Source organism: Gilliamella sp. LMG 34360, assembly GCF_984568995.1.
Window position 1 is genome coordinate 1944964 of sequence record NZ_OZ474900.1, and the last position, 12129, is coordinate 1957092.

Here is a 12129-nt window from a genome sequence, read left to right on the forward strand (position 1 = left end):
AGATAATGACCTAATGGATCTATTGGTAACCAACAAAAATAGGACTAAAACAGATATTATTTAGGATAATAATGGCAGTGTTAACCGCCATATTTAATAGGTAACTAGCGAACTAATTTAATTGAGTTTTTACGCCCCATTTTAACGCTAATTGCTGCTTATTTGAATTAGGAAGCCAACTATTAATTGCATCCAAAAGTTTTTGGTTGCCTGATTGAACCATATAAGCTTTATAGCTTTCTGTACCTTTAAATGGGGTGTCAGTTGCTAAACATAAAACATTTGGCTCTTTATATTGATAATACTGACCTTCAATAAGATCCGTTACCATAGTGTCGGCTGTTTTATCACGTAAAGCTTGAATATTATCAAAATTATTTTCTACGCGAATCACTTGGGCCTTATGAATATTACCATTGACAAAGCTTTCATTTGTGCCACCAGGATTAACGACCACCTTAACATCAGGTTGATCAATTTTGTCTAGACTTGATAAATTGGATGCGACATGGCATGCAGCTAACGCAACTTTACCATTCGGTACTATTTCATCAGAAAGTAAGAATTTTTCTGCACGATCCTTTGTATAAGTTACACCACCCATAGCAATATCGTAATTATCATCCGCTAAATCTTGTGATAAGGTTGGCCAACTAGTGATATAAAATACCGGCATCACATTTAATTGTTTTGCGAAATCTTTTGCCATATCAATATCAAAACCGACCAATTTTTCTTGGGTATTATAAAAAGCCAATGGTGCATAATCAGCGGGGACACCAACTTTTAAAAATCCTGAATTGACAATTTCATCATAGGTTCTTGCTTGTGCAAGTCCTGAAAATAATAGTAATGCCATAATAGCAGACGCTTTTTTCATTTTTTTATTCCTTTTCATTTCTGAAATTTTGCAATTATTATTAATAAATTATAATAAAAAAATCAGATAAATCATTTATCTGAACTGATCATTATTCATAAAATTTTACTTTTATTAAGCGTGAGTATTAGATTGGATATTCATTCGTTTGGCAATTATTTTTGATCAAATATCTGAAATTTTTATCAAATAATTATGTTTGAAAATAGTTGTCAATTTTTCGGTTGCCAAGAAAATAGCTTTTTTAATAAGCTTACAACCTAATGAAAATCAATTAATCTAAAAGAAACATTCGATGCTAATTACCGATACTAAACAAACAGAAGTTTATTACCGAGCCTTACTTGACCGAAATCAAAGTTACGTAGGAATTTTCTATGTAGGTGTTAAAACGACATCTATTTTTTGTATTGCTACATGCCGAGCAAGAAAACCAAAATATGAAAATGTCGAATTTTTCTCAACTTTTAAGTCAGCCCTTGATGAGGGATATCGACCTTGCAAAATATGTAAACCCACTGAAAATTCAAATCAAGCACCGGAAGAGGTAATCAAAGCCATTGAATTAATGAATAAAGAGCCTAAAACAAAAATAACGGATTATGAATTGAGATTGAATAACTTAAGCCCAGAAATTATTCGTCGATGGTTCAAAAAACATTATGGAATAACGTTTCATGCCTATCAGCGAATGTTTCGAATTAACAATGCTTTTCAGGAAATTAAATCGGGAAAAAATATCATCAATACCGCATTTGATACAGGCTATAATTCTTTAAGCGGTTTTGGTTATACCTATAAAAAAATCATGAAAAAATCACCCTCAACCAATCGACAATATGACGTTATTTTAATTGATCGCTTAACTACTCCGTTAGGCCCAATGTTTATTTGTGCAACCAAGCAAGGTATTTGTTTATTAGAATTTGTTGATAGACGAATGCTTGAAACCGAATTCAAACAATTACAAACCCAACTTAACATGAAGATTATTTTTGGAGAAAACGAACACATAAAACAAGCCAAAATTGAGATTTCCGAATATTTTCAAGGGATCAGAACTCATTTCACTGTGGCATTACATACACCTGGAACGCCTTTCCAACAAACCGTTTGGGAATGTTTAAAAGAAATTCCCTATGGTGAACTGACAACTTACAAACGGCAAGCACAAAGAATAAATAATCCATTGGCAATTCGAGCAGTAGCCAACGCCAATGGTAATAATCGTGTAGCAATCATCATTCCATGCCATCGAGTAATCGGATCTAGTGGTGAACTTATTGGCTATGGAGGAGGATTAGAAAGAAAAAAATGGTTAATAGAACATGAAAAATCACACTCACAAAATCAAACTGAGTAAAACAAAAAATTGAAAATATTTAACCCAATCACTTGAACGATCTAATGCCTATAACCAATGCCATGAATAGTTTTGATTAAAATAGGTATTGTTGGCTTAAGTTCTATTTGTTTTCTCAGTTTTGAAATATGTTGGTCAAGCGTCCGACTGCTCGGTAAAAAATCATATCCCCATGCATAATCGAAAAGCATATCACGAGTAACAACCTGATTTTTATGTTGATATAAACATTCCAATATTTTAATTTCTCTTAATGTTAACTCGATAATTTGGTCATTTCGTTTTGCATATAATTCAGTAGGATAAATTTTTAAATCACCAAATTCAAAATAATCACCTTGAGTGAGATTTGGATTTTTTGCTTTCAAATAACGTCTTGCAATGGCTTTAATTCTTACTCTTAATTCATGAATTCCAAAAGGTTTATTCATATAATCATCAGCACCTGATTACATTGAATTCTCCTTCCATATAAAGTTTATTCAATTATTAATCATTTGCAAAATTTATTGTCTAAATAATGTATTTAGTTGTAAAAATCCAATTAAACGATGCACAAATGGATATCAGTAATCGCATTCAAACTCGCCTATCTCACTATTTTACGGTGTGTTAACTGTTTGTTTATTGCCACTGTAAAGAGCATGGGTATATAATAAAAAATTAGTCGCTCTTAAAGAAAATAGTTAGAGAATATTTGATATGACTCAATTGCAAGAAAAACTTGAACTTATTAAAAATAGCATTATTACTATCCCCGATTATCCAAAACAAGGGATATTGTTTCGAGATATCACCAGTTTACTTGAAGACCCTATCGCTTTTAGAACTTCTGTCGATCTTTTAATTGATCATTATAAAGATAAAAATATTGATAAAGTTGTTGGAACAGAAGCCCGTGGTTTTATTTTTGCAGCACCTTTAGCCTTAGCATTAGGTGTGGGTTTTGTACCGGTAAGAAAACCCAATAAGTTACCCCGTAATGTGTTTAAAGAAGAATATCAACTTGAATATGGTACCGATACATTAGAAATGCATTGCGATGCAATAAAACCTAATGAACGAGTGCTAATCATTGATGATCTACTTGCGACAGGTGGGACCGTTGCCGCAACCGCTAAATTAATTCAAAAAGCGGGAGGAATAGCTGAAGATGCAGCATTTGTTATTAACTTACCAGATTTACATGGTAAAACTAAGTTAACCAACATGGGGATTAACTGTTATACATTGGTCGATTTTAACGGAGAATAACCTATAAAGCCTTTATAACAGCTAAAAAAACAAATTTTAAGGGTAATGTTTATTACCCTTTTTTATAAAAAATAATCAGCTTCTATTTTTCTTTCATTTAAGTTTTATCCACCAATCAGATTTCCCACTTGAATAAAAAAACACAGAAATTGCATAAAAAGTCAAATTAACTCTTGATAAAGTTATTATTGTGAATTATTATTCAAAAATAAAGCATAATTATTTAATTAAAAAAGGATTTAAAACGAATGAAAAAATTTAATCATATTATTGCAAGAACACCAGCCAAATCACTTATCGATGGTTTAACATCGGCTAACTTGGGTAAACCCGATTATCAAAAAGCGTTAGATCAACACAATAACTATATTCGAGCTTTGCAACAATGTGATGTTGATATCACTATTTTACCGGCTGATGAACGTTTTCCAGATTCTGTATTTGTTGAAGATCCAGTTTTGTGTACCCCTCATTGCGCTATCATTACTAGACCTGGTGCCGAGAGCCGTCGTGGCGAAACCGAAATTATCAGCGAAACTATTGAAAGATTTTACCCCAATAAAGTTGAAAGAATTACCGCACCTGGTACAGTTGAAGCGGGAGATATAATGATGGTTGGTAATCATTATTATATTGGTTTATCAGCGCGAACCAATCAATCGGGTGCAGATCAAATGATTGCTATATTAGAAAAATATGGATTATCAGGATCTGTGGTTACTTTAGAAAAAGTACTACATTTAAAAACGGGTCTTGCCTATTTAGAACATGACAATTTGTTAGCAGCAGGTGAATTTATTACGAAACCTGAGTTTCAACACCTTAATATTATTGAAATTCCTGAGCATGAAAGCTATGCCGCTAACTGCATTTGGGTGAATGAACGAGTCATTATGCCTGCAGGCTATCCAATTACCAAAGCAAAAATCGAAGCGCTGGGTTATCAAGTGATTGAAGTTGATACATCGGAATACCGTAAAATCGACGGCGGTGTAAGTTGTATGTCATTGAGATTTTAATTAAAAAAAAATTTATTATATAAATAATTAAATAAGAAATTACTATGAATACACCAGTAAGAAAAAAGCTTGGTATACTTCCTCTCACTTTAATGGTGGTGGGAAGTATTGTAGGGAGTGGTATTTTTAGCCTACCACAAAATATGGCTGAAGGAGCCGGTGCAGGAACAATATTAATTGCATGGGTTATCACCTTATTTGGCATGCTAATGCTAACAAGAATCTTTCAGTATTTATCGATCCGTTTTTATAAAATCAATGATGGATTATATGGATATGTACGAGCAGGATTTGGTGATTATATTGGCTTTAATGCAGCATGGGGGTATTGGATCTCTGCATGGATGTCATGCACAAGTTATTTGGTTATCTTGTTTAGTGCTCTTGGCTCGTTTGATTGTTTCAGCTATTTTGGCAATGGTACCACGTTGCCAGCAGTTATCGGTGCTCTTATTTTCTTATGGATTGTCAATTCGTTTGTATTAAAAGGTATCTATCATGCATTTTTATTAAATTGCTTAGTTACGTTAGCTAAAATTGTACCGATTGGATTATTTATTGTCTGCATCATTTTAGCGTTCAAAGTGGATACCTTTAAAACAGACTTTTGGGGAACCCCACAATTAGGCTCAATTGTGGATCAAATAAAGCACACTATGCTTTATACGGTTTGGGTCTATTTAGGCATTGAAAGTGCGACAGTTTATGCATCACGCGCCAAGAGTATCTTAAGCATTAGTCGAGCGACCTTTTTTGGCTTTGCTATCACCAGTTTATTACTCATTTGCGTATCGGTATTATCTTTAGGCATTGTTCCTCAACAGGAATTAGCAGAAATGAAAAATCCTTCAATGGCTCTGGTCATTGAGCATGTTGTAGGTAGTTGGGGAGCCACTTTCATTAACATCGGACTTATTGTATCCGTGAGTGGCGGACTATTATCATGGCTACTACTTGCTGCAGAAATGCTGTTTCTAAGTGGACAAGGTGACGATCACACCGTACCGAGCTGTTTTGGCAAACTGAACAAGAAAGGAACCCCTGCCAATGCATTATATTTAACTTCTACTTTGATCAGTATACTCATCATCCTTGCTCACTTTTATCAATCTGGCTATAACACGCTGATTCAATTATCCACGTCCATGGTGCTTATTCCCTATCTGCTATCAGCCCTTTTTGTACTTAAATTGGCGATAAATCGTGGTAAAGCTTACTTAATCTTTTTAGGCTCAACGGGTTCAATTTATGGGGTATGGCTGATTTATGCAGGTGGAGTGTCTTATCTATTACTATCCATGATTTTATATGGCATTGGATTGGTATTTTATTTATACGCTAGAAAGCAAAGAGCACTACCTGCTTTCAGCTTTCTACACGATAAAATCTATGCTATCACCATAATTATTTTAGCAATTACTGCCATAATCTATTTTTATGTGCTACCTAATTAACTCATAATAGAGAATTATTTTCGAAATAGATAAAAATCATTCAATAATTGTCTGAATGCTGATGAATAACGTCCATCATCATCACGCATACAAAGTTGCTCACTGAGCACTTGACCACTATTAATTAAAGAAAAAGCCAATAAGGACAATGAAAAGTTTTTATTGGCATTATATTTGACATACAACTCTTGCTGTAAAAAAAGCTGATTTGCCTTACACAGACAAATAAACTGATCAGCCATATGAAAAGGGAGAACCAAACAAAACAGACCACCTGGTTTTAACAAGCGTTTAACTGAGTTTATAAGCTGTTCAAAATTCAAACTTTCAGTATAACGAGCAAGTTGTCGTTGGCTATTGCGACAGTCAACTGCTGGTTCAAAATAAGGCGGATTTGTTACAATTAGGTCATAACATGCTGCCAGATTAAGACCAAATTTATTAATATCTGCTTGTTGAGCCCTGACCGATGACAAACCTGCGTGCATACTATTTTCTTGACACTGCTTTATAGCATCCGCATTAATATCAATAGCATCAATTTGGCAAGGGTCATGAGCCAAACGTTGAGCCAACATTAATGCTATCACTCCACATCCTGTACCAATATCAAGGATTTTTTGCGGATGATGGTCAATTGGAGCCCAAGCTCCAAGTAAACAACTATCCGTTGTTACCTGCATAGGACTTTTATCATGCGCAACAAAAAAACGTTTAAACGTAAAACCGCCTTTTTTTAAAGGCTCTTGATGACTATTTTTCATTTAATAACTTCTTAAATAGAGGTTTATTCGACGCAATCGCATCTGCCCAACGAGTTGGCTCAGGTAAACGATAACCTCTTAAACACAGGTTCACCCACTTTAATGCACTCTCTTGACTGACACGATGTCCTGCTGAAATAAATAAAGGATTACAATTATTTTTACTTTGCAATACCCAACCTATCTGCTGTTGTTTATCTAACAAAGCAGTTACATTGCCTGCTTGTTTTGGTAATGTTTCATATTGCCCACATAATCGTTTTTTAGCCACTCCAATGGTTGGCATGTCCAACAATAAACCAAGATGACTGGCAATTCCTAAACGTCTAGGATGGGCAAAACCTTGACCATCGACCAATAGCAAATCTGGTTTTTGCTTTATTGGTTGCCATGCTGCCAATAAAGCAGGATATTCCCGAAAGGATAAATAGCCAGGAATATAAGGAAACTCTGTTTTTAAACGAGCTATATGATATTCAACAACAGAAAATTCAGGATAACTTAGCACGACTATCGCTGCTCGAGTAATATTACCATCATCTTCAAATCCCACATCAGTACCACCAATAAAATTGATTGGTTCGTTAAAGTCATCGGACAATCTCACTTGATTAGCCAACGATAACTGGGTTTGTTTTAATTGTTGTAAATTAATAGACATTTTAATTATGATCAGTATCATTATCAGTTATGAAACAATTTTACCAGAATACGAATGCCATATACATTAGCAATTCCCACCCAACTCACCGAAGAAATCAAAAAAAGTCGTTTTATTGTCAATGCGGCGCCAGTAACCTCGGCCGAACAAGCTGCTCAATTCATTGACTCAATCAATGATCCTAATGCCACTCATAATTGCTGGGCATGGAAGATTGGACAGCAATACCGTTTTAATGATGATGGCGAACCGACCAGTACAGCGGGACGCCCTATTTTGTCAGCGATTGAAGGGCAAGATTGCGATCAAGTTGTAGTTGTCGTTACTCGTTACTTTGGTGGTATAAAATTAGGCACTGGGGGGTTAATTCGTGCATATGGTGGTTCTGCAAGTCACTGCCTTCAACAAGCGACATTGATTGAACTTATAGCACGCATTACTTTGCAATTTCATTGTTACTATAACGAATGGCCTATTATCGAAAATCGCCTTAAAGAACTTGATGCGATTATTGAAAATCAAGAATTTGATGCTGAAGGAGTAAAAGTAAGCGTAGCTATTACTAAAGATAATTCAGTGATATTACAAAAAAATATCAGTGATATTACCCGTGGCAGAGTCAATATAACCTTATAAATTTTATGCCCGATTATACTGTGAAAAAGTTTCAGGTTAACTATACGTTTTAGTAAAAAATGGGATATTGAACAAATGTATTATTTAATTGATGCCCAAAGAGATTAGACCGTTACCCCTGCTATAATCAACTTTGATTTCACAGCGGTTGCAAGCATATTACAGTTTTTTATTATTTTAGATAATTTGGTTGATGATTGCTCTGTTTGGAATTGATTTTACGATACTAATTTCGAACAATAATGTGGTTACATGGATATTTAAATTGTGTAACAATAAATTTTGGTCATTGAAATGAGATTCATTATTGAATTTAAAATAACTATTCAGCCAAATATAAAATGATTACTGTTGCAAGATGCATAATTGATTTTGTTGGTATCCAACTATCACTGCTATTATCCTACTTAAAATTAGACTTCATCATAAAACAAATTATTGAAATACAATATGTTATCTAGACAAGGCAGGTATTTCTTTCAAACCATAAAATTTTATATTAGTATTAACTAATCCATTATTGAATGGCCATATGGTAAGCTCCACTAATATAAAAAAACACTAGTATTAAGTAGATCATATTAGGTTTTGAATTGACAGTAAGATAGACCTATCATTGATTTAAATAATATTTAAAATGTATTTCAATCTTCATCATGGTTTCCTTATACGCCTTTCAATGGTATCATTTTCCTTTTTACTTAAGTATCAACTAACATACTGAACTTAGCACCAGCATATTAATACAATAACTGTTTAGTGTATGGATTTAATTAAGTGGTTTTTACCTGATATAGGCGTTGCCTCAATCATTTGCTCATCTGATTCAGATTCATCTTCAAGTTCACCAACTGTATTTGACTCATCATTATTCTCTGCATTTACGCCTTCATCAGATAGAATTGAACCTGATTGCGTTTCAACTTCTTCAGTATTAATTAAGTACGTCGGATTAGCTTGAATTACATTTGCTGTCCTGACATTTAATGCAGTTACATCATTAATACTTAGCACTACAAAAATACTTGCACTGATCAACAAAATCTTGCAATAGAAAGATTTATCTAACATTAATTCAGATAAGCCCGATGCAAGATTAGAGACGGACTGAAAACACTTTTGGGGATTTAAAGAAGAATCTAAATTATGATCTCCTACAAACCAACTGCACTTTAACATCTTATTACTTCCTCCCGACAAATGATTGCTTTTTTATAAATGCAATCTTATGTTGCGAAGTATAATATTTTAAAAAAAATTAGCAAACTTATCTTAGAAAGATTTGTTAACTAATGTAAAATCAATTAATTGCAGGGACCTTTTTTTTATTTCCAAACTCTATAATTTTTTGAACTTTTCTTATATAATATCATCGTTATTGATTAAATTTCACACAGCTCATTAGCTTATAATAATTGCTGTTCCTACTAAAATTAAGTGATATATTAATAGTGCAAATTATCATCCCTTTTGTACCAAAACAATATAATTAAACAAATAAGTTTAAATAATAAAATTAGAACCTAGAAATAAAAATTTACCTTTTTTAGATCATTATATACAAGCAACTAGATCGCCAACTTGTTCATCGACTAATTTTATGAGTTCTAGTATTTTCTCATCACTATCAATAAAAATGTAAACATTGTCTAAACGAGGATAGTATTGTTTGAAAAATTTTCCACTTTTTTGTACTTGCAGGACAAAAATAGAAAACTAAAGCATCTTTACTGCATCCTATAGCCATAAAATCATCCTAATAAAATACACCGTCCATGTCTATTGATTTTATACAAATACCTTATTCAAAAAAACACAATAACATTCAACTGCCCATGTAACTTCTTTGTAAAGTTTTTTAATTGATTATATTTCGAAATAGATTTGTACGTAATGCCTAATAAGATAGATTATAACAACTATACCTACTAATGGGATTAAATTAATAAGCTGTGTTAACTGGTTATTTAAAGTGAAAAACGGTGCAAAAGAAAACATACCAATATAAAAGCAACGACCTAACCAACTAATACCATAAAAGCATATTTAAGGAAATGCAGGCGATGAATTGTACCTAGAATTTTTACAAATATCGCCTGTTGTGAATCAAATATAAAGCTGCGTTTAAATAGAAAATGAGCTTCATTAGGAGCAAGAACATAATAAGGTTTATTAATTCTTTTTTTCATTGATATTCCTATATATTGTTTTGTATATGGCTTGCATCAATATTATAAAACACAATGATTAATTGAAAATTAACCTAACCTTATTATTTTATTTAAAATTTAATAGAAATGAACTAATTATATCTACAATTTTAAACCTGAACATCCTATACTCATAAGTTTTATCTTCGTATCTTTATATAAAACTTTACTTCTACCAACTAGCTAAAGTAATTATGATTACTTATCAGATCTTAATTACTATCTACCATGTATACTGAACCATCCCCCCAAGTTCCAACATAGTAATTGTTTTTATAATATGCTAATGCAACTGCTCCCGATAAAGATGAAGCTAAATTTGTTACCTTTTTCGTTTTTACATCAATTTGTCGCAACATTCCAGCACCATTATCAATGACCGCCACAACATTTGACGAAATTGTTGCAATACCAACTCCTGGACGAGTGAATTGATCACCTAATTCAGTTTTATTACCGTTAGGTTCGATCATGGTTAAACGACCGCTATATTGAGATACAACTAAGCTATTATCAGCAAGTTGAGTAACACCAACTGGAGTAGTCAATCCTCGTGCTACGATAGTCTTTTGTTTCGTGTCTAAATCAAGTGATACAATTTCACCAGTTGAACGATTAGTGACTAATAGTCGACCATCATTAGAAAAAGCGATACCGGTAGGCGTATGATAGCCGTCTGATATTTTTTGTGATTGACCGTTCGGCGTAATTTTTAAAATATAATCACCACTATAAGATGAAACATATACATTATCTTGTTTATCAATGACTATTCCTGAAGGAGAAGAGATACCTCTATAAAAGGTCTCATGTTCACCATTCTCTTTAACTTTTACAATTGAACTACCAGACCAATTGGTCACATACATCACGCCTGAGCTATCAAAAGCGATTCCTGTTGGGGCATTAAAGCCCGAAGCTAATTTTGTTGAAGTTGCCATACTAAATCCTGCAAAAAAGAAGCAAAACATAAATAGAAAGAAATGTGATAATCTTTTTTTCATAACGAGTTTCCTTAATAATTAGCTGCTACACTTTGGTTAAAATAATTGTGATTGTTTATAAAATCTTACTTACCATCTACCATGTATACTGAACCATCACCCCAAGTTCCAACATAGTAATTGTTTTTATAATATGCTAATGCAACTGCTCCCGATAAAGATGAAGCTAAATTTGTTACCTTTTTCGTTTTTACATCAATTTGTCGCAACATTCCAGCACCATTATCAATAACCGCCACAACATTTGATGAAATTGTTGCAATACCAACTCCTGGACGAGTGAATTGATCGCCTAATTCAGTTTTATTACCGTTAGGTTCGATCATGGTTAAACGACCGCTATATTGAGATACAACTAAGCTATTATCAGCAAGTTGAGTAACACCAACAGGCGTATTCAATCCTCGTGCTACGATAGTCTTTTGTTTCGTGTCTAAATCAAGTGATACAATTTCACCCGTTGAACGATTAGTGACTAATAGTCTACCATCATTAGAAAAAGCGATACCGGTAGGGGTTTGATAGCCGTCTGATATTTTTTGTGATTGACCGTTCGGCGTAATTTTTAAAATATAATCACCACTATAAGATGAAACATATACATTATCTTGTTTATCAATGACTATTCCTGAAGGAGAAGAGATACCTCTATAAAAGGTCTCATGTTCACCATTCTCTTTAACTTTTACAATTGAACTACCAGACCAATTGGTCACATACATCACGCCTGAACTATCAAAAGCGATTCCTGTTGGGGCATTAAAGCCCGAAGCTAACTTTGTTGAAGTTGCCATACTAAATCCTGCAAAAAAGAAGCAAAACATAAATAGAAAGAAATGTGATAATCTTTTTTTCATAACGAGTTTCCTTAATAATTAGCTGCT

12 protein-coding genes and 1 pseudogene are annotated in these 12129 nt (G+C 33.3%); 5 read left to right on the top strand and 8 right to left on the bottom strand.

The window, feature by feature from the left end; all coding sequences use genetic code 11:
* Positions 1–112 precede the first annotated feature (112 nt).
* Positions 113–880, bottom strand: coding sequence for a transporter substrate-binding domain-containing protein (locus AC5LW9_RS08800; protein ID WP_493455685.1), 768 nt, complete (start codon positions 878–880; stop codon positions 113–115).
* Positions 881–1175: 295 nt separating this feature from the next.
* Between AC5LW9_RS08800 and AC5LW9_RS08805 the strand changes: the two genes are divergently transcribed.
* A complete protein-coding gene (locus tag AC5LW9_RS08805; protein ID WP_144092772.1) occupies positions 1176–2243 on the top strand; it encodes a bifunctional transcriptional activator/DNA repair enzyme AdaA in 1068 nt (355 codons plus the stop codon).
* A 41-nt stretch (positions 2244–2284) separates the two neighbouring features.
* On the opposite strand, the pseudogene AC5LW9_RS08810 reads toward AC5LW9_RS08805, so the two are convergent.
* Positions 2285–2689, bottom strand: a pseudogene (locus AC5LW9_RS08810) (response regulator transcription factor); the annotation flags it as partial.
* A gap of 256 nt (positions 2690–2945) precedes the next feature.
* Here AC5LW9_RS08810 and apt point away from each other — a divergent pair.
* The 3 genes from apt to AC5LW9_RS08825 all read left to right on the top strand — a co-directional run bounded on the left by apt (position 2946) and on the right by AC5LW9_RS08825 (position 5970).
* A complete protein-coding gene (apt, locus tag AC5LW9_RS08815) occupies positions 2946–3497 on the top strand; it encodes an adenine phosphoribosyltransferase (protein ID WP_493455686.1) in 552 nt (183 codons plus the stop codon).
* Positions 3498–3745: 248 nt separating this feature from the next.
* Positions 3746–4516 carry a dimethylargininase gene (gene ddaH, locus AC5LW9_RS08820; protein WP_411638306.1) on the top strand — a complete coding sequence of 257 codons (771 nt, stop codon included), beginning with the start codon at positions 3746–3748 and terminating at the stop codon, positions 4514–4516.
* 44 nt (positions 4517–4560) lie between these two features.
* The gene (locus AC5LW9_RS08825; protein ID WP_493455687.1) at positions 4561–5970 is read left to right on the top strand and encodes a basic amino acid/polyamine antiporter; all 1410 of its coding nucleotides are present in this window, start codon (positions 4561–4563) and stop codon (positions 5968–5970) included.
* Between the two features lie 14 nt (positions 5971–5984).
* Here AC5LW9_RS08825 and AC5LW9_RS08830 read toward each other — a convergent pair whose 3' ends face one another.
* Both AC5LW9_RS08830 and nfi read right to left on the bottom strand, forming a co-directional pair.
* On the bottom strand, positions 5985–6734 hold the full coding sequence (locus tag AC5LW9_RS08830; protein ID WP_198228961.1) for a tRNA1(Val) (adenine(37)-N6)-methyltransferase: 750 nt from the start codon (positions 6732–6734) through the stop codon (positions 5985–5987).
* The gene (gene nfi, locus AC5LW9_RS08835; protein ID WP_198228991.1) at positions 6724–7389 is read right to left on the bottom strand and encodes a deoxyribonuclease V; all 666 of its coding nucleotides are present in this window, start codon (positions 7387–7389) and stop codon (positions 6724–6726) included. Before nfi ends, AC5LW9_RS08830 begins: the two co-directional genes overlap by 11 nt.
* 60 nt (positions 7390–7449) lie before the next feature.
* Here nfi and AC5LW9_RS08840 point away from each other — a divergent pair, with 60 nt between their 5' ends.
* Positions 7450–8031: an IMPACT family protein gene (locus AC5LW9_RS08840; protein WP_198228960.1), complete on the top strand. Its 582-nt coding sequence runs from the start codon at positions 7450–7452 to the stop codon at positions 8029–8031.
* 756 nt (positions 8032–8787) lie between these two features.
* On the opposite strand, the gene AC5LW9_RS08845 is transcribed toward AC5LW9_RS08840, so the two are convergent.
* The 4 genes from AC5LW9_RS08845 to AC5LW9_RS08860 all read right to left on the bottom strand — a co-directional run bounded on the left by AC5LW9_RS08845 (position 8788) and on the right by AC5LW9_RS08860 (position 12102).
* Complete coding sequence (locus tag AC5LW9_RS08845; RefSeq protein ID WP_493455688.1) at positions 8788–9210, bottom strand: hypothetical protein; 423 nt, start codon at positions 9208–9210, stop codon at positions 8788–8790.
* 839 nt (positions 9211–10049) lie between these two features.
* Positions 10050–10220 (bottom strand): hypothetical protein, encoded by a 171-nt coding sequence (locus AC5LW9_RS08850; RefSeq protein WP_493455689.1) that lies wholly within the window; start codon positions 10218–10220, stop codon positions 10050–10052.
* Between the two features lie 233 nt (positions 10221–10453).
* The gene (locus AC5LW9_RS08855) at positions 10454–11245 is read right to left on the bottom strand and encodes a Vgb family protein (protein WP_493455690.1); all 792 of its coding nucleotides are present in this window, start codon (positions 11243–11245) and stop codon (positions 10454–10456) included.
* Positions 11246–11310: 65 nt separating this feature from the next.
* Complete coding sequence (locus AC5LW9_RS08860) at positions 11311–12102, bottom strand: Vgb family protein (protein ID WP_198228956.1); 792 nt, start codon at positions 12100–12102, stop codon at positions 11311–11313.
* Between the last annotated feature and the right edge of the window lie 27 nt (positions 12103–12129).

Bases quoted from the DNA above. Each gene is read 5' to 3' on its own strand.
- AC5LW9_RS08805 (WP_144092772.1), top strand. From the start codon at position 1,176: ATGCTAATTACCGATACTAAACAAACAGAAGTTTATTACCGAGCCTTA.
- AC5LW9_RS08845 (WP_493455688.1), bottom strand. From the start codon at position 9,210: ATGTTAAAGTGCAGTTGGTTTGTAGGAGATCATAATTTAGATTCTTCT.
- AC5LW9_RS08850 (WP_493455689.1), bottom strand. From the start codon at position 10,220: ATGAAAAAAAGAATTAATAAACCTTATTATGTTCTTGCTCCTAATGAA.
- apt (WP_493455686.1), top strand. From the start codon at position 2,946: ATGACTCAATTGCAAGAAAAACTTGAACTTATTAAAAATAGCATTATT.
- AC5LW9_RS08840 (WP_198228960.1), top strand. From the start codon at position 7,450: ATGCCATATACATTAGCAATTCCCACCCAACTCACCGAAGAAATCAAA.
- AC5LW9_RS08860 (WP_198228956.1), bottom strand. From the start codon at position 12,102: ATGAAAAAAAGATTATCACATTTCTTTCTATTTATGTTTTGCTTCTTT.
- AC5LW9_RS08855 (WP_493455690.1), bottom strand. From the start codon at position 11,245: ATGAAAAAAAGATTATCACATTTCTTTCTATTTATGTTTTGCTTCTTT.
- AC5LW9_RS08800 (WP_493455685.1), bottom strand. From the start codon at position 880: ATGAAAAAAGCGTCTGCTATTATGGCATTACTATTATTTTCAGGACTT.
- AC5LW9_RS08825 (WP_493455687.1), top strand. From the start codon at position 4,561: ATGAATACACCAGTAAGAAAAAAGCTTGGTATACTTCCTCTCACTTTA.
- ddaH (WP_411638306.1), top strand. From the start codon at position 3,746: ATGAAAAAATTTAATCATATTATTGCAAGAACACCAGCCAAATCACTT.
- AC5LW9_RS08830 (WP_198228961.1), bottom strand. From the start codon at position 6,734: ATGAAAAATAGTCATCAAGAGCCTTTAAAAAAAGGCGGTTTTACGTTT.